Source organism: Pseudomonas sp. TUM25319, from assembly GCF_056388475.1.
Genome location: NZ_CM150751.1, coordinates 497,762 through 520,837, shown reverse-complemented (window position 1 = coordinate 520,837; position 23,076 = coordinate 497,762). Strand labels below are relative to the sequence as shown.

At 61.6% G+C, this 23,076-nt stretch carries 20 protein-coding genes; 7 read left to right on the top strand and 13 right to left on the bottom strand.

Going from position 1 to position 23,076, the window contains the following annotated elements; all coding sequences use genetic code 11:
- Nucleotides 1-3: 3 nt before the first annotated feature.
- The 3 genes from ssuD to ssuE all read right to left on the bottom strand — a co-directional run bounded on the left by ssuD (nt 4) and on the right by ssuE (nt 2,870).
- Nucleotides 4-1,152 carry an FMNH2-dependent alkanesulfonate monooxygenase gene (ssuD, locus tag AC05QJ_RS02455; protein WP_476745419.1) on the bottom strand — a complete coding sequence of 383 codons (1,149 nt, stop codon included), beginning with the start codon at nt 1,150-1,152 and terminating at the stop codon, nt 4-6.
- 58 nt (nt 1,153-1,210) lie between these two features.
- A complete protein-coding gene (locus tag AC05QJ_RS02450; RefSeq protein ID WP_476745418.1) occupies nt 1,211-2,176 on the bottom strand; it encodes a sulfonate ABC transporter substrate-binding protein in 966 nt (321 codons plus the stop codon).
- A gap of 100 nt (nt 2,177-2,276) precedes the next feature.
- Nucleotides 2,277-2,870, bottom strand: a complete 594-nt coding sequence (gene ssuE, locus AC05QJ_RS02445) for an NADPH-dependent FMN reductase (protein ID WP_476745417.1) — start codon at nt 2,868-2,870, stop codon at nt 2,277-2,279.
- A 317-nt stretch (nt 2,871-3,187) separates the two neighbouring features.
- On the opposite strand from ssuE, the gene ycaC reads away from it, so the two are divergent.
- Nucleotides 3,188-3,817 (top strand): isochorismate family cysteine hydrolase YcaC, encoded by a 630-nt coding sequence (gene ycaC, locus AC05QJ_RS02440; protein WP_476745416.1) that lies wholly within the window; start codon nt 3,188-3,190, stop codon nt 3,815-3,817.
- Between the two features lie 190 nt (nt 3,818-4,007).
- On the opposite strand, the gene AC05QJ_RS02435 is transcribed toward ycaC, so the two are convergent.
- Both AC05QJ_RS02435 and AC05QJ_RS02430 read right to left on the bottom strand, forming a co-directional pair.
- Nucleotides 4,008-4,646, bottom strand: a complete 639-nt coding sequence (locus AC05QJ_RS02435; RefSeq protein ID WP_476745415.1) for a peroxiredoxin — start codon at nt 4,644-4,646, stop codon at nt 4,008-4,010.
- 165 nt (nt 4,647-4,811) lie between these two features.
- Nucleotides 4,812-6,152, bottom strand: a complete 1,341-nt coding sequence (locus tag AC05QJ_RS02430) for an OprD family porin (RefSeq protein ID WP_476745414.1) — start codon at nt 6,150-6,152, stop codon at nt 4,812-4,814.
- 342 nt (nt 6,153-6,494) lie between these two features.
- Here AC05QJ_RS02430 and tauA (AC05QJ_RS02425) point away from each other — a divergent pair, with 342 nt between their 5' ends.
- From tauA (AC05QJ_RS02425) to tauD, 5 genes are all read left to right on the top strand, one after another.
- A complete protein-coding gene (gene tauA, locus AC05QJ_RS02425) occupies nt 6,495-7,469 on the top strand; it encodes a taurine ABC transporter substrate-binding protein (protein ID WP_476745413.1) in 975 nt (324 codons plus the stop codon).
- 173 nt (nt 7,470-7,642) lie between these two features.
- Nucleotides 7,643-8,620 carry a taurine ABC transporter substrate-binding protein gene (gene tauA / locus AC05QJ_RS02420; protein WP_476745412.1) on the top strand — a complete coding sequence of 326 codons (978 nt, stop codon included), beginning with the start codon at nt 7,643-7,645 and terminating at the stop codon, nt 8,618-8,620.
- A gap of 14 nt (nt 8,621-8,634) precedes the next feature.
- On the top strand, nt 8,635-9,429 hold the full coding sequence (tauB, locus tag AC05QJ_RS02415) for a taurine ABC transporter ATP-binding subunit (protein WP_476745411.1): 795 nt from the start codon (nt 8,635-8,637) through the stop codon (nt 9,427-9,429).
- Complete coding sequence (gene tauC, locus AC05QJ_RS02410; protein ID WP_476745410.1) at nt 9,426-10,262, top strand: taurine ABC transporter permease TauC; 837 nt, start codon at nt 9,426-9,428, stop codon at nt 10,260-10,262. Before tauB ends, tauC begins: the two co-directional genes overlap by 4 nt.
- Nucleotides 10,263-10,287: 25 nt before the next feature.
- Nucleotides 10,288-11,121, top strand: a complete 834-nt coding sequence (gene tauD / locus AC05QJ_RS02405) for a taurine dioxygenase (RefSeq protein WP_476745409.1) — start codon at nt 10,288-10,290, stop codon at nt 11,119-11,121.
- A gap of 82 nt (nt 11,122-11,203) precedes the next feature.
- Here the strand turns inward: tauD and AC05QJ_RS02400 are convergent, their stop codons facing one another.
- The 4 genes from AC05QJ_RS02400 to AC05QJ_RS02385 are packed head-to-tail and all read right to left on the bottom strand — an operon-like array spanning nt 11,204 to nt 16,651.
- Complete coding sequence (locus AC05QJ_RS02400) at nt 11,204-12,127, bottom strand: aliphatic sulfonate ABC transporter substrate-binding protein (RefSeq protein ID WP_476745408.1); 924 nt, start codon at nt 12,125-12,127, stop codon at nt 11,204-11,206.
- Nucleotides 12,128-12,130: 3 nt separating this feature from the next.
- On the bottom strand, nt 12,131-13,168 hold the full coding sequence (gene mgrA, locus AC05QJ_RS02395) for an L-glyceraldehyde 3-phosphate reductase (RefSeq protein WP_476745407.1): 1,038 nt from the start codon (nt 13,166-13,168) through the stop codon (nt 12,131-12,133).
- Nucleotides 13,169-13,179: 11 nt separating this feature from the next.
- Nucleotides 13,180-14,511 (bottom strand): LLM class flavin-dependent oxidoreductase, encoded by a 1,332-nt coding sequence (locus tag AC05QJ_RS02390; protein WP_476745406.1) that lies wholly within the window; start codon nt 14,509-14,511, stop codon nt 13,180-13,182.
- Nucleotide 14,512: 1 nt separating this feature from the next.
- Nucleotides 14,513-16,651, bottom strand: a complete 2,139-nt coding sequence (locus AC05QJ_RS02385) for a TonB-dependent receptor (RefSeq protein WP_476747853.1) — start codon at nt 16,649-16,651, stop codon at nt 14,513-14,515.
- A gap of 327 nt (nt 16,652-16,978) precedes the next feature.
- On the opposite strand from AC05QJ_RS02385, the gene AC05QJ_RS02380 reads away from it, so the two are divergent.
- Nucleotides 16,979-18,019 carry a LacI family DNA-binding transcriptional regulator gene (locus AC05QJ_RS02380; RefSeq protein WP_476745405.1) on the top strand — a complete coding sequence of 347 codons (1,041 nt, stop codon included), beginning with the start codon at nt 16,979-16,981 and terminating at the stop codon, nt 18,017-18,019.
- Nucleotides 18,020-18,916: 897 nt separating this feature from the next.
- Here the strand turns inward: AC05QJ_RS02380 and AC05QJ_RS02375 are convergent.
- The 4 genes from AC05QJ_RS02375 to betT form a co-directional block, all read right to left on the bottom strand.
- Entirely contained in the window at nt 18,917-19,204 is a 288-nt protein-coding gene (locus AC05QJ_RS02375) for a hypothetical protein (RefSeq protein WP_476745404.1), read from the bottom strand.
- Nucleotides 19,205-19,548: 344 nt separating this feature from the next.
- Nucleotides 19,549-20,265 carry a DUF4225 domain-containing protein gene (locus AC05QJ_RS02370; protein WP_476745403.1) on the bottom strand — a complete coding sequence of 239 codons (717 nt, stop codon included), beginning with the start codon at nt 20,263-20,265 and terminating at the stop codon, nt 19,549-19,551.
- Nucleotides 20,262-20,744, bottom strand: a complete 483-nt coding sequence (locus tag AC05QJ_RS02365) for an Hcp family type VI secretion system effector (protein ID WP_476745402.1) — start codon at nt 20,742-20,744, stop codon at nt 20,262-20,264. The genes AC05QJ_RS02370 and AC05QJ_RS02365 overlap by 4 nt, the downstream gene beginning before the upstream one ends.
- 277 nt (nt 20,745-21,021) lie before the next feature.
- The gene (betT, locus tag AC05QJ_RS02360) at nt 21,022-23,022 is read right to left on the bottom strand and encodes a choline transporter BetT (RefSeq protein WP_476745401.1); all 2,001 of its coding nucleotides are present in this window, start codon (nt 23,020-23,022) and stop codon (nt 21,022-21,024) included.
- Nucleotides 23,023-23,076: the final 54 nt, after the last annotated feature.

Genomic DNA, 23,076 nt, shown 5'->3' with positions numbered 1-23,076 from the left:
CCCTCAGCTCTGTGCCGCAGCTTTGGGCAGGATGTCGTTGGCAACCATCTCGCCGAACGGGCTGACATAGCCCCGCTCCTTCGGCAATTCCGGACGCTGGATATCCAGGTGCGGGAACAGCAGCTCGGCGACGCGGTACGACTCTTCCAGGTGTGGATAACCGGAGAAGATGAAGGTGTCGATGCCGAGGTCGGCGTACTCCTTCACCCGGGCGGCCACGGTCGGACCGTCGCCCACCAGCGCGGTGCCGGCACCGCCGCGGACCAGGCCGACGCCGGCCCACAGGTTCGGGCTGACTTCCAGGTTGTCGCGGTTGCCGCCGTGCAGTGCGGCCATGCGCTGCTGGCCGACCGAATCGAAGCGCGCCAGGGACGCCTGGGCACGGGCAATGGTGTCGTCGTCCAGGTGCGAGATCAGTCGCTCCGCGGCTCTCCAGGCCTCCTCGTTGGTTTCCCGCACGATCACATGCAGACGGATGCCGAAGCGCACGGTGCGGCCCAGTTTCTCGGCCTTGGCGCGGACCTCCGCGATCTTCTCGGCCACCGCCGACGGTGGCTCGCCCCAGGTCAGGTACAGCTCGACCTGCTCGGCGGCGAGGTCTTGCGCGGCCTCCGACGAGCCACCGAAGTACAGCGGCGGACGCGGTTGCTGGATCGGCGGGTAGAGCAGCTTGGCGCCTTTGACCTGGAGGTGCTTGCCGTCGTAGTCGACGGTCTCGCCTTCCAGCACGCGGCGCCAGATACGGGTGAACTCCACGCTCGCCTGGTAACGCTCTTCATGGCTGAGGAACAGGCCGTCGCCAGACAGTTCTTCAGGGTCGCCACCGGTCACCAGGTTGAACAGCGCACGCCCGCCGGACAGCCGGTCGAGGGTTGCTGCCTGACGCGCCGCCACGGTGGGCGAAATGATCCCCGGGCGCAGCGCCACGAGGAATTTCAGCCGCTGGGTCACGGGGATCAGCGAAGCGGCTACCAGCCAGGAGTCCTCGCAGGAACGCCCGGTGGGGATCAGCACGCCGCCGAAACCGAGGCGGTCGGCAGCCTGCGCCACTTGTTGCAGATAACCGTGATCGACGGCGCGAGCGCCTTCGGCGGTGCCAAGGTAATGGCCGTCGCCATGGGTCGGTAGAAACCAGAAAACGTTGAGGCTCATTGGAGTTGTCTCCTAAGGGTGGCTCAGACCGGGGCGGCGCCCCGGCTCGGGCAAAACGTCAGGGCGCGGTGGCGACCTTGGCCGGCGGCGTCCAGATCACGTCCTTGATGCTCAGCGGCTTGGGAATCAGCTTCAGGGTGGTGAAGGTGTCGGCGATCTTCTGCTGCGCGGCGACCACTTCCGGGGTCAGGAACTGCGCGCCGTAGCCCTGGCGCTTGACCGAGGTCAGGGTGATGTCGGCGGGCAGGCCGAGCAGCGGCGCAACCTGATCGGTCACTTCCTGCGGGTTGGCCTTGGACCATTCGCCCACGGCACGCACCTCGTCCACCAGCGCACTGATCACTTCAGGATGCTGTTGGGTGTACGGCTTGGTCGCGAGGTAGAACTGGTGGTTGTCGACGATGCCCTTGCCGTCACGCAGGGTGCGGGCCTGCAGTTGCTGCTCGGCGGCAGCCTGGTACGGGTCCCAGATGACCCAGGCATCGACGCTGCCACGCTCGAAGGCGGCGCGGGCATCGGCAGGCGGCAGGAATACCGGCTGGATGTCGGTGTACTTGAGGCCGGCGTCTTCCAGGGCGCGGACCAGCAGGTAGTGCACGTTGGAGCCTTTGTTCAGGGCAACTTTCTTGCCCTTGAGGTCCTTGACCGACTGGATGGCGGAGCCCTTCGGCACCAGGATCGCCTCGCTGTGGGGCGCTGGCGGCTCGTAGGCCACGTAGAGCAGGTCGGCACCGGCAGCCTGGGCGAACACGGGCGGGGTTTCGCCGGTCACGCCAAAGTCGATCGAGCCGACGTTGAGGCCTTCCAGCAGCTGCGGGCCGCCGGGAAATTCAGTCCATTGCACCTGTACCCCCTGGGCGGCGAGACGCTTTTCCAGCGAGCCCTTGGCCTTGAGCAGCACCAGGGTGCCGTATTTCTGATAACCGATCCGCAGGGTTTCGGCTTGAGCTTGAGTGATGGCGCCGAACGACACAGCCGCAGCAAACAGAGCGACCAGGCCACGACGCAAAATGACAGTGCGCATAGCGCTCTCCTTTTTGCTGTTGGGTTGTTTGGTTGCACCTGCTTGCCTCGTTGTCGGGCGAGTAAGGTGGGGGTGACGCGATGAAACCGGTGTGGCGGGCTCAGATGCTCCAGCGGGCACTGAGCAGGCGTTCGTTCAGTACGCCTGGCGCTACGGGCCGCGGCCGGCGGGCCAGGGCGCTGTGGAACGTGTCGAGCGATTCGTTCAGGCGCTGCTCCAGGGCAGGTGCCAGGTGAGCCGGGGTGTTGCCCTGGCCATAGGCGATCTGGCTGTCGTCGGCGAAGATCCCTTGCAGGGTCTCCTGCGCCTTGAGAGCCGAGAGCACCGGCTTGAGTGCGTAGTCCACCGCCAGCATGTGGGCGATGCTGCCGCCGGTGGCGATCGGCAAGACCACCTTGTGATGCAGTGCGCGCTCGGGTAGCAGATCGAGCAGGGTTTTCAGGGCGCCGGCAAAAGACGCCTTGTACACCGGCGTGGCAACGATCAGGCCGTCGGCCTGTTCCACCAGTTGCTGGAAATGCTGGACCTGCGGGCTATCGAAACGAGCGTGGAGCAGGTCTTCGGCCGGGAAGTCCCGTACCTGGAACGTCACCACTTCCACACCCTGGCCTTGCAGCCAGTCCCGGGCGCGATCGAGCAGCACACCGGAACGGGAACGCAGGCTGGGGCTACCACCAATAGAGACAACCAACATGGAAAGCGCATCCTTGGAACTGTTCTGAAGGGCCGCGAGTTGGGTTGCTCGCTGGAATGGAGGTGACCTTAACAGGTGGGTGTATATATCCATAAATCATATTTTTTCATTTGTTTATGTGATTTAGAGATATATAAAACACACCCTGTGGGAGCCGGCGTTGCCGGCGATAAGGCCACCTACATCATCGTTCTATAAAGTGAACGCTAAAGCCAGATTTCACTGTCTACCGCACCAAAGGTTCTGAATTTAATCTTCTCCCATCAACGCGAAACACCACCCCTTACGAAGATCAGAACCTTTTAGGAGCAACGACCATGACCGCATTCAAATACAACCGCCTGAACAAAGACGACGCCGCCGTACTGCTGGTTGACCACCAGGCTGGCCTGCTGTCGCTGGTGCGCGACATCGAGCCGGACCGCTTCAAGAACAACGTCCTGGCCCTGGCGGACCTGGCCAAGTTCTTCAACCTGCCGACCATCCTCACCACCAGCTTCGAGCAAGGCCCCAACGGCCCGCTGGTGCCGGAACTGAAAGAACTGTTCCCGGATGCGCCGTACATCGCCCGCCCTGGGCAGATCAACGCCTGGGACAACGAGGACTTCGTCAAGGCCGTGAAGGCCACCGGCAAGAAGCAGCTGATCATCGCCGGTGTGGTCACCGAGGTGTGCGTAGCCTTCCCGGCGCTGTCGGCCCTGGAAGAAGAATTCGAGGTGTTCGTGGTGACCGATGCCTCCGGCACCTTCAACGAGATGACCCGCGACGCCGCCCACGACCGCATGAGCCAGGCCGGTGCGCAACTGATGACCTGGTTCGGCGTGGCCTGTGAGCTGCACCGCGACTGGCGCAACGATATCGAAGGTCTGGCGGCACTGTGCTCCAACCACATCCCCGACTACCGCAACCTGATCACCAGCTACAACGCACTGACGGCCGCCAAGTAACACCCCTTGTGGGAGCCGGCCTTGCCGGCGATGAGGACCGACCTGACACCCTCTTTGTCAGGGCTGGCCAAATCGCTGGCAAACCAGCTCCCACAGGATTGTGGGCATTTAGATTCAGGCAAAAAAAAGGGCCGTCGAAACGGCCCGAAAATCCCTGCGATGGCTAAAGCACTACGATGAAAACAGCGACTCAGCGGTTAGGCTGCGGGGTCAGGCGCAGGTACGGTTTGACTGCGCGGTAGCCCTTCGGAAAACGTTGCTTGATCTCTTCCTCATCCTTCAGCGACGGCACGATCACCACCTCGTCACCGTCCTGCCAGTTGGCTGGCGTGGCGACCTTGTGGTTGTCGGTGAGTTGCAGCGAGTCGATCACCCGCAGGATTTCGTGGAAGTTGCGGCCGGTGCTGGCCGGGTAGGTGATGGTCAGACGGATTTTCTTGTTCGGATCGATCACGAACAGGGAACGCACCGTCAGGGTGTCATTGGCATTCGGGTGGATCAGGTCGTACAGGTCGGACACCTTGCGATCGGCGTCGGCCAGGATCGGGAAGTTGACCGTGGTGTTCTGGGTTTCGTTGATGTCTTCGATCCAGCGGTGGTGCGAATCCACCGGGTCGACCGACAGCGCGATGGCCTTGACGCCGCGCTCGGCGAACTGCTCTTTCAGCTTGGCGGTAAAGCCCAGTTCCGTGGTGCACACCGGGGTGAAGTCGGCCGGATGCGAGAACAGCACACCCCAGCTGTCGCCAAGCCATTCATGGAAACGGATCTTGCCGGCGCTGGAATCCTGTTCGAAGTCGGGGGCGATATCGCCGAGTCTGAGGCTCATGGTGTGGCTCCTTGGGCTGAGTTCGTATGGCTTCACTCTGCCTGTGGTTGAGCCGAATTAAAAAGAATAAATATTGATTTATTTAGACCTGAAAGAAATAACAAATTTCGGACAAAACAACGCCCGCGCAGCACTGGGCCGGGCGGGCGTTGTTTGTATCTCGCCTTACAGCAGCGGGATGGAGTAGCTGAGGATCAGACGGTTTTCGTCCTGGTCCTTGGTGTTATCGATATCGCTGCGCCAGGTAGCGTTTTTCCACATCACGCCGAAGTTCTTCAGCGGACCTTCCGGTACGACGTAGGCCACGGTGATGTCACGTTCCCACTCGGTGCGATCACCGGTGGCGGTGTCGATATTGTCGCCCTTCAGGTAAACCACGCCTGCGGTCAGGCCAGCCAGGCCGACCTTGGCGAAGTCGTAGGAGTAGCGAGCCTGCCAGGTGCTCTCACCGGCGCGGCCGAACTTCTGGATCTGCGAGTCGGTGATGGTGTAGTTGGACGAGCCGTCACCCTGGTTCAGCCAAGGGAAGTCGCTGTCGCCACGGCTCTTCTGGTAGCCGCCACCGAAGGTGTGACCGGCAACGGAGTACAGGAACAGGGCGCTGTACAGGTCGTTGTCGACTTTGCCACGAGTCTTGATGGGGTTATTTGGGAAGTAACCGGTAGTGTAATAAGCAGCGGTATCACCGTTCTTGCCATCATCGGTGCTGTGGAAGTAACGGAAGTCCGACTTCAGGGTGCCCGGGCCAATCGCCCAGTTGTGTACTGCGCCCAGGAAGTGCTGTTTGTAGAAGTCTTCCAGGTTGCCGTAGTAGTACTGCAGCAGCAGGTCCTTGGTGACCTTGTAGTCGGCACCGGCGTAACGGAACTTGTTGCTGAACTGGCCATTGCCAGGGTTGGAACCACCGTTGGCACCCGCGATGGACAGACCTTCGGTGTTCGAAGAGTTACGGCCCTTGACGTGCTCGATCTGGCCGCCGATCAGGGTCAGGTCCTTGATCTCGTTCGAGGTGATCTGGCCACCCTCGAAGGTCTGCGGCAACAGACGACCGTCGTTGTAGGAGATGACCGGCAACTTCGGCAGCAGGGTGCCGTAGCGCAGTTCGGTCTGGGAAATTTTTACCTTGGCGGCTGCGCCCAGGCTGGAGTAATCGTCTACAGCACGACCGCTGCTGTCGGTTGGGAAGACAGTACCGCCGTAGGCATCGCTGCTGGCGTTGCCATGGCGACCCTTGCCGGAATCCAGACGGATGCCGAGCAAGCCGATTGCATCTACGCCGAAGCCGACGGTGCCTTCGGTGAAACCGGAGGTGTAGTCGAGCTGGAAGCCTTGGCCCCACTCTTCTTGATAATTGACGGAGCCGCTACCGTGGTTGCGGTTATCGGTATTGATGTAGAAGTTACGCAGTTTCAGCGTAGCCTTGCTGTCTTCGATAAAACCGGCAGCGCCTGCTTGCTGGGCCAGAACCCCAAGGGCCACGGCAAGAGTCAGGGTCGACTTCTTCATAAATGAATTGCTCCTCTCGTTTCTAATTCTTGTGGTTCGTTGACGGCAGGATCTGTCGTCCTGCTCGCCGTCGATGGGCGATTAGCACCAAAGGGTGACCATCAAGTCAATCGTAACAAGTCGTTTCAAGACTTTGGTCTAATGCGCCATGCTGGGGGCGAAGGATAATGACAATTTGATAAATCCAAAAAGAATTATTTGTGTCTTTTTAAGATTTTTTTGGAATATATCACAAAATTTTCACAACTCGTTCATACATAAGGTAATTACCAAAACGTATTTATTAAGCGTTTTTTAGATCGTTTAGCTTTATTGGGTCTCTCACTCAGGAACCCGGCCAGCATGAAACCCTCTCGCCCGACTCGATTATTCACCGCCCTTGCACTCACCGGCTTGACGCTGGTCAGCCACGCCGCTGGCCTCACCGTCGGCTACCAGACCGGCATCGACCCCAGCAAAGTGCCCCAGGCCGACGGCACGTACGAGAAAGAAATCGGCGAAAAAATCGACTGGCGCCGCTTCAACAGCGGCCCGGAAGTCGTCACCGCCATCGCCTCGGGCGACGTGCAGATCGGCAACCTCGGCTCCAGCCCGCTGGCGGCTGCCGCCTCGCGCAAGCTGCCGATCGTGGCCTTCATCGTGTCGGCGCAGATCAATGCCGCCGAGGCATTGGTAGTGCGTAACGGCAGCGGCATCAACGGCCCGCAGGACCTGATCGGCAAGACCATCGCCACGCCCTTCGTGTCCACGTCCCACTACAGCCTGCTGGGCGCGCTCAAGCACTGGAACCTCGATACCCGCCAGGTGAAGGTGGTGAACCTGCAGCCAGCAGAAATTGCCGCCGCCTGGAAACGCGGGGATATCGACGGTGCCTTCGTCTGGTCGCCGGCCCTGGGCGAGATCCGCAAGACCGGCAAGACCCTCACCGACGCTGCCGAAGTCGGGGGATGGGGCGCGCCGACCTTCGAGGTCTGGGTCGCCCGCAAAGACTTCGCCGAGAAGCACCCGGACGTCGTGGCCAGGTTTGCCAAGGTCACCCTGCAATCCTTCGCCGACTACAGCGCCAACAAGGCGCAGTGGACGGCCGACTCGGTGCCGGTGCAGAAGATCGCCAAATTGACCGGTTCCAACCCCGCGGATGTGCCGGAGCTGCTGGCCGGCTCTGCGTTCCCGGATGCCCAGGCGCAGCCGGCCCTGCTGCAAAGCCAGACGCCGAACGCCATTGCCGAGACGGCGAAGTTCCTCAAGGAGCAGGGCAAGGTGGAGACGGTGCTGCCGGACTATTCGCCGTTCGTGAGTGCGAAATTCGTTCAATAGCCTTGTCCGTGGTTTGTCAGCGATGACGCTATGGAGCTCATCGCTGACAAGCGGAGCGCCGCCTCCTTTCTTTGCCTCCTAAGCTAATTCTAAAAAGTTATTTATTTCTAATTTCTTAGATCAATTAGTCTTTGTTCACTTCCTAACCCATTCCGCCTGACCAGGAGTTCGACATGACCTTCTTCGCCCCTCTGCGCCTGTTCTCCGCCCTGGCTCTGGCCGGAGCCGCCTTCTTCGTCCAGGCCGCAGACCTGACCGTCGCCTACCAGACCACTGTCGATCCGGCCAAAGTGGCCCAGGTCGATGGTCGTTATGAACAAGCCAGCAAGGCCGATATCGCCTGGCGCAAATTCGACAACGGCGCCGACGTGATCACCGCCGTGGCCTCCGGCGACGTGCAGATCGGCTACCTCGGCTCCAGCCCGCTGGCCGCCGCCGCCACCCGCAAGCTGCCGGTGGAAACCTTCCTCATCGCCACCGAGATCGGCGCCGCCGAAGCACTGGTGGCCCGCGATGGCGCCGGGATCAATTCGCCCCAGGACCTGATCGGCAAGAAAATCGCCGTGCCCTTCGTGTCCACCGGTCACTACAGCCTGCTGGCCGCGCTGAAGCAGTGGAACATCGACCCGTCCAAGGTGCAGATCGTCAACCTCGCGCCGCCGGCCATCGCCGCCGCCTGGAAGCGCGGCGACATCGACGCCACCTACGTCTGGGACCCGGCCCTGGGCGTCGCCAAGGAGAACGGCAAGGTGCTGATCACCTCCGGCGAGCTGGCCAAGAAAGGTGCACCGACCTTCGATGCCTGGATCGTGCGCAAGGACTTCGCCGCCAAGCATCCCGAGGTGGTCAAGGCCTTCGCCAAAGTCACCCTCGACGCCTACGCCGACTACCGCAAGGACCCACAAGCCTGGCTGGCGGACAAGAACAACGTCGACAAGCTGGTGAAGCTGTCCGGCGCCAAGGCCAGCGATATCCCTGGCCTGCTGCAGGGCAACGTGTTCCCGCTGGCCGCCGATCAGGTCGCCGCCCTCGGCGCACCCACCACCAAGGCCATCACCGACACCGCCACGTTCCTCAAGGAGCAAGGCAAGGTCGAGGCCGTGCTGTCGGACTACTCGCCGTACGTCAGCGCACAGTTCATCACCCACTGAGTCACGGAGTCGTCATGGCCCTGCTACAACTGGAGCGCATCAGCGCACAGTACCCCGGCGCCGCCGAGCCGGTGCTGTCCGACATCTCACTGAGCCTGGGCCCGCAGCAATTGCTGGTGGCCCTCGGCCCTTCCGGCAGCGGCAAGACCTCGCTGCTCAACCTGATCGCCGGCTTCGTCAGCCCGAGCGCCGGACGCATCACCCTTGACGAGGTGCCGGTGCAAGGGCCGAGCGCCGAGCGCGGCGTGGTGTTCCAGGACGATGCCCTGCTGCCCTGGCAGGACGTGCTGGCCAACGTCGCCTTCGGTCTGGAGCTGGCCGGCGTGCCGCGAGCCAAACGGGAAGCAAAAGCCCGCGAAATGCTCGCCCTGGTGGACCTCGCCGATTTCGCCTCGCGGCGTATCTGGCAGTTATCCGGTGGGCAGAAACAGCGCGTCGGCCTGGCCCGCGCACTGGCGGCCGACCCACGGGTGCTGCTGATGGACGAGCCGTTCGGCGCCCTCGACGCCTTCACCCGCGAACAGATGCAGGAACTGCTGCTGCAGGTCTGGCAACGCACCGCCAAGCCGGTGTTCCTGATTACCCACGACATCGAGGAAGCGGTATTCCTCGCCACTGACCTGATCCTGCTGGCCCCCAATCCGGGCCGCGTGGTCGAACGTCTGCACCTGGACTTCGGCAAGCGTTACGCCGCCGGTGAGTCGGCGCGTTCGATCAAGTCCGACCCACGTTTCATCGAAACCCGCGAGCACGTACTGGCGCGGGTCTTTTCCCAACGCAGCGCCGCCGGGCGGCAGGAGATCGCATGAGCAGTCTTGACCTGCCGGTGACGGCCAAATCTTCCCCAACTGCCGCGCCGCGCAAGGCACGGCGTTCCCTGAGCACCCGCTGGATCAGCGGCCTGACCCTCGGCGGCCTGTTGCTGCTGTGGTGGCTGGTGACCGCTGCCGAATGGATCGAGCCACTGTTCCTGCCGTCGCCGGAAGCGGTGCTGGGCAAGGCGTGGCTGCTGCTGACCCAGGGCTACATGGAGTCAACGCTGTGGCAGCACCTGGGCGCGAGCCTCAGCCGTATCGGCCTGGCCCTCGGCGCGGCGATCCTCACGGCGATCCCGGTCGGCATCGCCATTGGCAGCAACCGTATTGCCCGCGGCATCCTCGACCCGCTGATCGAGTTCTACCGGCCGATTCCACCGCTGGCCTACCTGCCGCTGATCGTCATCTGGTGCGGCATCGGCGAGCTGTCGAAAGTGCTGCTGATCTACCTCGCGATCTTCGCCCCGATCGCCATCGCCACCGCCACCGGCGTGCGCACTGTCGACCCGGCCAAGCTGCGCGCCGCGCAGTCGCTGGGGGCGAGCAGGGTGCAACTGATCCGCCATGTAATCCTGCCCAGCGCCCTGCCCGACATTCTCACCGGCGTGCGCATCGGCCTGGGCGTGGGCTGGTCGACCCTGGTAGCCGCCGAGCTGATCGCCGCCACCAGCGGCCTTGGTTTCATGGTCCAGTCGGCGGCGCAGTTCCTGGTGACCGACGTGGTGGTGCTGGGCATTCTGGTCATCGCCCTGATCGCCTTCGCCCTGGAAATGGGCCTGCGCGCCCTGCAACGCAAGCTGGTGCCCTGGCACGGCCAGAGCCACTGAACACTCCCGCATTAGTGAGACAGACATGAGCCTGATCATTACCCCGCTGAGCCCTGCGCTCGGCGCCCAAATCAGTGGCGTTGACCTGACCCGCGACATCAGCGACGCCCAGCGTGACGCCATCGAACAAGCCCTGCTGCAGTACTCGGTGCTGTTCTTCCGCGACCAGCCGATCGAACCCAGGCAGCAGGCGAATTTCGCTGCGCGCTTCGGCGACCTGCACATCCATCCGATCTATCCCAATGTGCCGGAAACGCCGCAGGTGCTGGTGCTCGACACCGCCGTCACCGACGTGCGCGACAATGCCATCTGGCACACCGACGTCACCTTCCTGCCGACCCCGGCACTGGGCGCGGTGCTGGCCGCCAAGCAGTTGCCAGCTTACGGCGGCGACACCTTGTGGGCCAGTGGCATCGCGGCGTTCGACGCCCTGTCCGAGCCGCTGAAACAGTTGCTCGACGGCCTCACCGCCACCCACGACTTCACCAAATCCTTCCCGCTGGCTCGCTTCGGCAGCACACCTGAAGACCTGGAGCGCTGGGAAGCCACCCGCCGCGCCAACCCGCCGATCTCCCACCCGGTGATCCGCACGCACCCGGTGAGCGGACGCAAGGCGCTGTTCGTCAGCGACGGCTTCACTACCCGCATCAATGAACTGAGCGAGGCGGAAAGCGAGGCGCTGCTGAAGTTCCTGTTCGCCCACGCTACCCGCCCGGAATTCACCATTCGCTGGCGCTGGCAGGAAAACGACGTGGCCTTCTGGGACAACCGCGTGACCCAACATTACGCGGTGGACGATTACCGGCCAGCACGGCGGGTGATGCACCGCGCGACGATTCTGGGGGATGTGCCGTTCTGAGTGGTTGTCTGCATTACCTTGAAACGGTGAGAACTGAACTGTGGGAGCTGGCAAGGCCCGCTCCCACAGGGTATCGGGCCATTCAAGGCAGCGCCTTCTCCACCTCCAGCCGCTTCGGCAGCAACCGATTCTCGAAGAACAGATCCGCCGTCGCCTGCTGCGCCTTGATCACTTCATCGGTGATCGGCAGCACCGGCGAGGGCGGGCGGTTATCCACATAGCGGGCAACTACCGCTTCGGGCAGTCCCATGGACGCGCTCAGCACGTTCAGGCTACCCGCCCGATCGCTGCGGGTCAGGTCTTCGGCGGCAGTGAGCTGGTCCAGCAGGCTGTGGATAAATTCACCGTTCTGCGCCGCGTAGCCCCGCCGAGCGGTATACACCGGGCCGGACAACCCCAGCCCCTCACCATCGGCCAGCTTGCGACAGTGGCCTTCGCTCAGGGCCAGCGATACATACGGATCCCACACCGCCCAGGCATCGACGCTGCCGTGCTCGAACGCCGCACGGGCATCCGCCGGGCTAAGGTACACCGGCTGGATGTCCCTGAAGCTCAAGCCCGCCTTGTTCAGCGCCCGCAGCACCAGGTTGTGCGAGCTGGAGCCCTTCTGCAACGCCACCTTGCGACCCTTGAGGTCGGTCACCTGCGTGAGCGCGCTGTCGCTGCGTACCAGGATCACTTCCGCCGACGGCTTGGCCGGCTCGGCACCGATGTACACCAGGTCGGCGCCCGCCGCCTGGGCGAACAGCGGCGGGATGTCGCCGGTCGAGCCCACATCAAGGCTGCCGATGTTCAGGGCCTCGAGCATCTGCGGCCCGGCAGGGAATTCGATCCACTGCACCTTGGTGTCAGCGAAGCGCTTTTCCAGCAGGCCGTGTTCCTTGGCCAGCACCAGGGCGATGGAGCCCTTCTGGTAACCGATGCGCAGTTCCTGGGGATCGGCCAGTGCCGTTGTCGCCAGGCCCAGCAGGGCGAGGCCGGCACCGAGCATTGCAATCGCTTTCATCGGTCACTCCGCCAGCGAGGGCTTTTCCCAGAGGTTGATGCCGCCTTCGACGGCGTGACGGTCGATCAGCGCCAGTTCTTCAGCACTGAACGACAGGTTATCCAGCGCACCGACGTTCTCGATGATCTGCTCCGGCCGGCTCGCGCCGATCAGCGCCGAGGTCACCCGCGGGTCGCGCAGGGTCCAGGCCAGCGCCAGTTGCGCCAGGCTCTGGCCACGGGCCTGGGCGATCTCGTTGAGGGCACGAACGTGGGCCAGGTTGGCTTCGGACAGGTGCGACGGCAGCAGCGAGCCGCCCCCCGGCTTGTTGACCCGCGCATCCTGCGGCACGCCATTGAGGTACTTGCCGGTCAGCAGCCCCTGGGCCAGCGGGGTGAAGGCGATGACGCCGGTGCCCAGCTCCTCGGTGACATCCAGCAGGTCCTTTTCTACCCAGCGGTTGAGCAGGTTGTAGGCCGGCTGATGGATCAGCAACGGGATCTTCCACTCCTGCAGCAGACGGGCGATTTCCCGGGTCTTGCTGCCGGAGTAGGACGAGATGCCGACGTACAGCGCCTTGCCTTGCTGCACCGCCGTGGCCAGGGCACCGGCGGTTTCTTCCAGCGGGGTGTCGGGGTCGAAGCGGTGTGAATAAAAGATATCCACATAGTCCACGCCCAGGCGCGCCAGGCTCTGGTCGAGGCTGGCAAGAATGTACTTGCGCGAGCCGCCGCCCTGCCCGTACGGGCCAGGCCACATGTCCCAGCCGGCCTTGCTGGAGATGATCAGCTCGTCGCGGTAGTGCTTGAAGTCTTCCCGCAGCAGGCGACCGAAATTGATCTCGGCGCTGCCATAGGGCGGGCCGTAGTTGTTGGCCAGGTCGAAGTGGTTGATGCCCAGGTCGAAGGCCGTGCGCAGCAGCGCGCGCTGATCGCTCAGCGGCGTGCTGTCACCAAAGTTGTGCCACAGGCCCAGGGACAGGGCCGGCAGCACCAGGCCGCTGCGGCCCACGCGACGGTAGGGAATGGAGGTGTAGCGGTTTTCCGCAGCGACGTAGGTCATCAGCGTGTTCCTCAGGAGAAATAGGGATTGTTCGGCCGGCTCAGGCCGAGGTGGTCGCGCAGGGTGCGGCCTTCATAGCGGGTGCGGAACAGGCCGCGGCGCTGCAGTTCGGGCACCACCAGGTTGGCGACGTCTTCCAGGCCACCCGGCAGGTGCGGCACCAGCACGTTGAAGCCGTCGGCGGCGTCGTGCTCGAACCATTCCTGCAACTGGTCGGCGATCTGCACCGGGGTGCCGATCAGGCTGTGATGCCCACGACCGCCCGCGATGCGCCGGCCCAGTTGGGCGAGGTTGAGGTTTTCCCGCGCCGCCAGATCGCTGAGCAGTTGCTGGCGGCTGCGCTGGCCACTGTCGGTGAGCGGCAGTTCCGGCAGCGGACCGTCCTGTGGATAACCCGACAGGTCGAAGTTGCCGAGCATCCGCCCGAGCAGCGCGATGCCCACTTCCGGCTCAACGAGCTCCTGAAACGCAGCGAACTTATCCTCGGCCTCGGCCTGGCTTTCGCCGGTGACGATGAACACCCCCGGCATGATCTTCAGCGAATCGCGGCTGCGGCCGTAGGCAGCCAGCCGGCCCTTGAGGTCGGCGTAGAACGCCTGGGCCGCCGCCAGCGACGTCTGCGCGGTAAACACCACGTCGGCGGTGCGTGCCGCCAGGTCGAGCCCGGCCGGCGAAGACCCGGCCTGAACCACCACCGGGCGACCTTGCGGAGTGCGAGCTACATTCAAAGGACCGCGAACTTTGAAGTGTTCACCCTTGTGATTAAGCAATCGTACTGAGTCAGGCTTGTAGTACGTACCGCTTTTTTTGTCGCGAACGAAGGCATCGTCGGCCCAACTGTCCCACAGGCCCATCACCACTTCGTGAAACTCGCGGGCGCGAACATAGCGTTTTGCGTGGCCTACATGCTCTTCGAGGCCAAAATTCAGGGCTTCTGCAGCGGCATCCGACGTGACCAGATTCCAGCCTGCCCGCCCTCCCGAAAGATGATCGAGCGAAGCAAATTTCCGTGCTACATGGTATGGCTCGTTGTACGTTGTAGTAGCTGTGGCCACCAATCCGATGCGCTCCGTGACCCCGCTCAAAGCCGATAGCAATGTCAAGGGCTCGAAGTGGTCGGATCGCGCCATTCGACTGGCAATTTCACCTTCGGGGGCGGCAACGCTGTCGGCGACGAACAGCGCGTCGAACAACGCACCTTCCGCAACCCGGGCGAGGTGCCGGTAGTGCTGGATATCCAGGCCGGCATTGGCCGGCACATCGGGGTGACGCCAGGCGGCAACGTGGTGACCGGTCGCCATCAAAAAGGCGCCGAGGCTCATTTGCCGTGGGGTTTCGCTCATGTCAGAAGTCCTTGCGAAGCTGGATGCCGAAGTAACGTTCGTCGTCCCGCGGAACCGCGCGATAGACGTAGTTGCCCCCGGTGGCCAGGAGAGGTGAGTAGGATTTGTCCGCAAGGTTTTTGGCCAGCAGCGCCACGCGCCAGCCTTCGTTGTAATCGGCCAGGGCGACGCTGGCATTCCAGATGCCGTAAGCGCCCTGAACCGTGTCGGCGTTCTGGGAAATGTCGTATTGCACTTCGCTCTGCCAGCTGAAATCGGTGCCCAGTTCGATATCCAGGCCGTTGTCCAGCGGGATGCTGTAGTCGGCGCGCACGTAGCTCTTCCAGTCGGGGCTGTAGGGCAGCGGCTTGCCGTTGACGTTGCACGACGCGGCAGCGCCCGCCGGGCAGGCGAATTCATCGATGCGCGCCTTGGTGTAGGCCACGGCGCCGGAGAATTTCAGCTGCGAGGTGGCCTGCAGGGCGAAGTCCAGCTCCACGCCTTCGCTCTTCACGCTGCCGGCGTTGATCAGGCGGGTCACCACCTGGCCGGCGACGCTGTCGAAGAAGTTGGCCTGGTAGTTCTCGTACTCGGTGTGGAACACCGCCAGGTTGGTGGTCAGGCGGTTGTTCCACAGGCTGGCCTTGAGGCCGGCTTCCCAGCTGTTGGAGGTTTCCGGCTTGAGCGCGTCGGTATCACGCGGCTGCATGTTGAAGAACACGTTGTAGGCCGGGCCCTTGTAGCCACGGGAATAGGTCAGGTAACTGGTGATGTCGTCGGTGAGGTCGTACTGCACGCCCAGGCGGCCCGACCAGCCGTCTTCGTCCACCGAACCGGAACTGCGGGTGCCCGGCTGGATGCCGTTGACCGCCACGGCCGAGGTGGAAACGCGGCGGTGGTCATACTCGAGGTCGTCGTGGGTCCAGCGCAGGCCGGCGATACCGCGGAACCGCTCGGTGAAGTTCAAGGTGCTTTCACCGAACACCGCGTAGCTGTCGTTGGTGGTGCTGTAGTCGGCGATGCCCTGCTGGGTGACCGTGGTGGTCTTGAGGGTGCGGCGGTAGGTTTCCTCGTCCTTGCCGTGCATGTAGAACAGGCCACCGACGTATTCGAGGAACGCCCCTTTTGGCGACGCCAGCCGCAGTTCCTGGGAATACTGGTCGTAGGCCAGTTCGCCCTTGTCTTCAATACCGGGGAACGCGGCGCTGATGGTCGAAAGGCGGTCGCCGTCCTGCCACTGGGTGTTGTCCCAGCCGCGCCAGGCGGTGATGGAGGTCAGGGTGTAGTCGCCGAGGTTCCAGTCGAGTTGCGCGGACAGGCCCTTGTTGGTGTCTTCGACATGGCTGCGGTAGTCGCTGACGATATCGCGGTTGTCGCTGTCTGCGCGCACCGGCGCCAGGGCGTTGGAGAACGCCGGCAGCAGCGACTTGCTGACCACACCGTTGGGGGCGTCGTCGTGGGACTGCAGGTAGTCGGCGGCGAGGGTCAGGCTGACGTCGTCGCTGGGGGTGAACACCAGCTTGCCGCGCACGCCCTTGCGGTTGTAGCCGTTGACTTCCTGGCCGTTGGCCTTGTTGTCGACGTTGCCGTCATAGCTGCCGAACAGCGTGGTGATGGAGCCCTTGAGGGTTTCCGGGATCAAGGCGCCGCCGATGCCGAAGCGGGTGCGGCTTTCGTTGCCGCTGAAGTACGACTGCTCGACGAAACCGTGGGTTTCTTCGCTCGGCGTACGGGTGGTGATGTTGAGCACGCCGGCCGAGGCGTTCTTGCCGAACAGCGTGCCCTGCGGGCCGCGCAACACTTCCAGGCGTTCGATATCCAGCAGGTCGAGGGTGGACTGGCCGGGACGGCCGAAGACCACGCCGTCGATCACCGTCGCCACAGTCGGCTCGACACCCGGCGACGTGGAAATGGTGCCCACGCCACGAATGAACAGCGAGGTGTCCTTGTTCGAAGCGCCGGTGCGGAAGTTCAGGGTCGGCACCTGCTGCACGATGCTCGCCACGCTGTTGCGGTTTTCCCGCTCCAGTTGCTCACCGTCCACCACCGACACCGCCACCGGCACCTGTTGCAGCGACGCTTCGCGGCGGGTGGCGGTAACGGTCACTGCCTTGAGGGTCGGGCTGTCGCTCTGAACGGCGGGCGCCGTATCGGCGGCCATGGCCGGGGCCAGTGGCAGCGCGCTGAGGGCGACCAGACCAAGGCTCAGGCGCTGGCGACGGATGGCCTGGGCCAAGGGAGAGGTTGCGGGGGAGAACGCGGCGCGGCTATGCATGATTTGCTACTCGTAGAATGCCCTGTCCACCGCGATCACCGACCGCGGCGCCTGATGAAACGTCAGCGCGGGGTCCTTGGGCATTCGCTCGTGCGAGTAGCAGACAAACCACTTTGTTAGCGCTAACATCGCCAGTATCATCGGGCGCCGAATAGATCGTCCAATAATGAAAAATTACTTTTATATGCCTTCTGGTTTTTAAGGATTGACGCCGTGAGCGAAGAAAAAGCCCCTGCCCGCAAGCGTCGCGGCGCCGGTCGCGTGACCTTGCAAGCGGTGGCGCGGGCGGCTGGTGTCTCGGCCATCACCGTGTCGCGCTACTTCAACCAGCCGGAATCGGTCTCGCCGGAACGCCGCGAGCGCATCGCCGAAGTGGTCGCGGAACTGGGCTACGTGCCCAACCTGGTAGCGGGCGGGCTGGCCTCGGCGCGGGGGCGCATCGTCGGCATGGTCATCCCCAACATCTCCGGGCCGATCTTCGCCGACACCATCCAGGGCTTCAGCGACACCCTCAGCCGCCATGGCTATCAGTTGTTGCTGGCGTCCAGCTATTTCTCCACCGAACAGGAAGAGAACGCCGTGCGCGCCTTCCTCGGCTGGTCGCCGGCGGCGCTGGTGCTGACCAGCCACTTCCACAGCCCGGCTACGGAAAAGATGCTCGCCGAAGCCGACATTCCCCTGGTGGAAACCTGGGACTACCGCCCGGAGCGGGCGCCGATCCAGATCGGCTTCTCCCACCATGAAGTCGGCGTGGTCGCCACTCGCTACCTGCACGACAAGGGCTACCGGCGCATCGCCTTCGTACAGAACAGCGCGGCGGGCGACTTCAGCGCCCTGGAGCGGCGCGATGGCTACAGCAACACGCTGAAACGCCTGGGCGGCGAGCCATGGGTATTCGCGCCGGATGCGGGCCTTGCGCCCTTCGAGGCGGGCAAGCAGGCGATGCTGTCGCTGATGGACGCCGAACAGCGACCCGACGCCATCCTCTTCGCCAACGACAACCTCGCCGCCGGCGCCTTGCTGGCAGGGCAACGGGCGGGCCTGAAGATTCCGGAAGACTGCGCGGTGATGGGGTTTGGCGATTACCCGTTCGCGGGGATGCTGATGCCGGGGCTGACCACGGTGAAGCCGCCGGCATTGCAGATGGGGGTGCTGGCGGCTGAGCGGGTGTTGCAGCAGTTAGGGGTGATCGAGGGTGAGGCGAAGCCGTTGAATTTGCTGGAGTGTCTGGTGATTGGGCGGGAGAGCGCTTGAAGAGCCAAGAACAGAAAGACCATCACTCTTCTGAATCCTAATTCATATCATCATGCAGGTTATTGATCGGCGCCGGAATGCGACCTAGATCAATGTTATTCACACGCTAAAACTTCATTGGAAGTTTGTTCCGCTTTCGAAAAAAACGTGTACGTTCCCATGGCACTGGAAACGCAAACATATGAGCAAAACCGAATCCAAGTGCCAACCATGTTAGAACCGGATAGTCCGAATCCAAATGCGGAAAACAAAGAGTCTCTGTCAAGCAGCCTTCCATAAAAAGCCGCCAATGGAACACAAGAAAAAAACTGTTTGGAAACATAAACAATGCAAGCTTTATTTCAGAATAGTTAGATCCGGACAATTTCCGCCCTACAACACAAGCAGCAAAAAGGAGAAAACCCGAACAACAAAAATACAGAAAAGTTATCATTTTTATCCCTCACACGAACAACAACCAAGCAACGTCATCTAAGATCTCGCCTATCCTCGGACTGAGGACCGGCGTGCAAAACTGGAAACTTGCCACTTCAACCGGACACTAGAACCAACCTACCAAGCTCACTTAAACTTCCTCCGAAATCTTATCCGAGGAGTCCATTCCATGGGATGAGCCAAGCCGTGTAAAATAAAGCATAAAAAAGACCCCCAAGCTATGATCGGATATTTTTCCTCGAGATCCGTAAAACACCCGTAAAAAGTAATACACCCGTACTTAGCAAGCTCTAGATAATAAAAGCAAAAAACGCAATTATAGAAAAAGCATCCTATCGCCTGATGAGTTTTCAGATCCGGACCAGAGAACCTAACACGTAAATAATGTGCTACCGAAACACTAGGCACCGCAACAAAGATGAACAGCAGCGTGATCATTCTTGCATATCCTTATACATTTGATCAGCCGTCACTCCAGTTGCAATCACATCCAGCCCCAGGAAGGCTTACCCATTGACTTGTAGGCACGCTCCAGATCTGATGGTATTTTTTTAAATAGTTTCCAAGACCCAGCTTTTGGAACTTCTCCGAAAAGAGAATAGAGGTAAAACGAAATATCAACCGAGCGATAAGCATGATCTCCATGAACCGGACTTTTGCCAAGCCGCTCCGCAGCACCTCTATAAGACCCGCTACGTTTTTAGACTTGCCAGGATTAAAGCTCAAAACAGTCAATTTCTGATAAACCACACAACGTCCTCATTGAATATCAATTAGATCAAGTCAGAAATCCCGCTTTCTTCGGAAGAATCGCTTAGGCTCACGTGCTACGGGAAAAGCATAGCAATGGAGGAAAACACAGACAAAGGCAAACCAACTCAATACCGGGTAGTCAAAATGCAGGTTTGGGAAACAACCCAGAAACATAACGCAGCGATCAGTTATGATTTTCAAGTGAAAAACCCCAAGAGGAAAATTGCATACCACGCACAGTATAAAATATACTCCTTTATAATTTTTCCCCGAAAATTTACGCCGCACCCAATAAGAGCAACAGAGAACCAACGACGAGAGAAGTATAAACAACCCCGTAATCACTTCTCAGCCTCATCCGCAATCTGATTATAGGTCAACCAAGCTATATACATTTCAAATATTCGTGCAACTCCCCCCATCTGCTTGTACGCCGGAACATGATCAGTTGGTATTCTGTGAAAAAGCTTCCACGAGCCATGTTTCAAAACAGGACGCAAAAGCCCATAGCCAGCCAACCCCATATCAGCTAGCCAATACGCCATACTTCCTTGGCTTTCAGTCCCGCCAACGGCAACTGAAGCTTTCTGATAGAGCCCCCTAACTGGACCAACTACATCTGATCGACCAGTCCATAGATTGCCTCCATTTTCATACACATTGTTACCGCCATGAGCGATCATCGGCAAACCGGCAGCGCCGCATGCCAAGCCGACTGATGCATAGCAAATACCTACACCAGTAGCAAAGACCACGCCGCCAGAAATAAGCCCGGCTACTTGTTTACCAATATCATGCGAACTCTTTTGCAGATGCTTATGATCGGTCTCAATCGTGCGCAAACCTTCATCTACCGTTAAACGCCCATTCCTGACATCCTCCAGCACCTGCCGCACGGAATAAACCATCGCCCGGTTAAACCGCGCCCGCACTGCCACATCCCTGATATGCCGCGAACTAACAATGCACGCATACTGCGTCAGGTTCGCAGCACTTTGATGCAATTCCCAGGACTCTTCCGGAAACCACTCTGGCGAAGACGGGGACCATTTTTTCATTCGTCCATCCCCCAGAAGGCATAGCCATCGGTACTAGCGACATGGTGAGTCCAGGTGATCTGCTCATAGCGCAGCATTACCTGTTCGGTCGGCGGAGCGTCGTTGAACAGCAGTACGTCGGGTATGTCCAGGCTTAGGCCGACGATGCGTGCACCTATAAGCCTCAGGGTGTAGTACTTCTGCTGCCCCCCATTGGCGGTGCGGTAGAGATCGATCTCACAAGACAGTTCTTCGCGGTCAGCCATGGCCTGCGCCAGCAAGGGGGACGACTTGTCCAAGTGCTTGTAGATAATGAGGGGGTTGTGAACAGCGCTGGAGACGTTGCTGATACTGGTCATTGCATGATTCAGCGACAGCACGAGAATCTGGTCGGCATGCCCGACCTGGCACTTGTTGCCGATCGAGTCCTGGGTGGAACATCCGGCCGAGATCAGGCCCATTTTCTTGCCGGTGATGGTGAGGTAACTGTGACTGGCCATGCTCGAACTCCCTTGTAGGTTGGAGTTCGCAGCCTAGAGAGGTGAAGCGGCAGCGTCTGTGAGACGTTTCCGAAAGACGCTGCGTTTTTTCAGAAGGAAGACGGGAAAGCGCCAAGGCCCAACCTGTGGGAGCGAGCTTGCTCGCGAATGGCTGCAACGCAGCCGCAGAATCTGCAATCGCGGCGTGTCTGGCTCACCGCGATTGCAGGCTTCGGGACGGCTACGCAGCCCTTCGCGAGCAAGCGCCCACTCCATCCAGGCAGCAGGGCTTCAGGGATCAGCGCACCAGATGCAGGTACTGCAAATGCCGCTCGTACTGGTCGAGGATGTCGTTGATGATCTGCTCCTTGCTGTAGCCCATCAGGTCGTAATCCTGGCTGCCTTCGCTCAGGTGCACTTCGGCACGGTAGTAGCGGCGGTTCTTCTGCTCCTGGGTGCCGAGCCCGGCGAGGGCGAAGGACGGGGTGAAGTAGCCGCGCATCTGCACCTGGTAGATGAACGGCTGCTCTTCGCCATGGCCGATCTTCAGGCTGACGTTGTCGTGGCTCGGGTCTTCCTGGGTGATGACGTTCAGGCCCTTCTCCGCATACACCTCGGTCACTTCGGCAATGGCCGGGCGCACCACGTCGTCCATGAAGCGGTACACCTCGTCACGCGACGGGAAGTGCACCGCCTGGCTCAGGCGCTTGCGCCAGCCACCGCGACCACGCCCCGAACTGGAAAGCGGCGCCAGCGAGTGCATCTGCGCGATCTGGCGCTGGGACTCGAGGTAGAACGCCTTGTGCAGGCCCCACATCATCGCCAGCAGGATCAGCGAGAACGGCAGCGAGGTCAGCACCACGGCGGACTTGAGCGAGTCGATGCTGCCCGCGAACAACAGCCCGCTGGTAACCAGCGCGGTCATCACGCCCCAGAACACCCGCAGCCAGTTCGGCCCATCTTCGTCGGTGCCGCCGCCCTTGGCCGACAGGGTCGAGAGCACCACGGTGCCGGAGTCGGCGGAGGTGACGAAGAACACGAAGCTGATGAACACGGTGATGGCGATCACCGCCTTGCTCCAGGGGTAGGTTTCCAGCAGCAGGTAGAGGGTCATCGACGGGTTCTGCACCGCCGAATCCGCCAGTGCGGTCATGCCGTGGTCGAGCACCTGGGTCAGTGCGCTGTTGCCGAAGATCGACATCCACGCCAGGGTGAAACCCAGCGGAATCAGCAGCACGCCGAAGACGAATTCGCGGATGGTCCGGCCACGGGAAATCCGTGCGATGAACAGCCCCACGAACGGCGCCCAGGCGATCCACCAGGCCCAGTAGAACACCGTCCAGTTGCCCAGCCAGTCGTTGGCGCCGTCGTAGGCGTACACGTCGAAGCTCTTGCGCGGCAGCACCGCGAGGTAGTCACCGAGGTTCTGGATCAGGGTGTTGAACAGGTGCTGGGTAGGCCCGGCGAACAGCACGAACAGTAGCAGCGCGCAGGCCAGGAACAGGTTGATATCGGACATCACCCGCACGCCTTTCTCCACCCCGGCCACCGCCACCAGCACCGCGGCGCCCATCATCAGGGCGATCAGCGCCACCTGCACCCACTGGGTGTGGGCGACGCCGAACAGATAGTCGAGCCCGGAGTTCAGGTGCAACACACCAAAGCCCATGTCGGCACCCAGGCCGAACACCGTGGCGATGATGCCGAAGCCGTCCACCGCATAACCGATAGGGCCGTTGATGCGCTTGCCGATCAGCGGGTACAGCGCCGAGCGCAGCGCCAGCGGCAGGTTGTGGCGGTAGGCGAAATACGCCAGGGCCATGCCGACGAAGGCGAACACGCCCCAGCCGTGCAGGCCCCAGTGCAGGAACAGCACCTGCATCGCCTGACGCCCCGCCTCCACCGTGCCGGCTTCACCCTGGGGCGGCTGCATCAGGTGGGTCAGGGGTTCGGAGACGCAAAAGAAGAACAGGGTGATGCTGATGCCGGCGGCAAACAGCATCCCGGCCCAGGACAGGTAACTGAACTCGGGCTGGTCGTGGTCGGCGCCGAGCTTGATCTTGCCGTAGCCCGACAGCGCGGTGACCACCACGAACACCAGGTAAAGAGTCATGGCCAGCATGTAGTACCAGCCGACGGTGTGCGCGGCCCAGTTCTGCGCGGCCAGCAGCCATTGCCCGGCAGCTTGCGGGTTGGCGATCACGGTCAGGGCGAAGAGCAGGATGAAGCCGGCGGCGAAGTAGAACACCGGCGGGTTCATGCGGATATTGTCGCGGGAGTTCGTAGACGGTGCACTCATGGACGGTGCACCTCGCAAGGCAGGAAAGTGGTTGGGTTGAACGGGTTCAGCAAA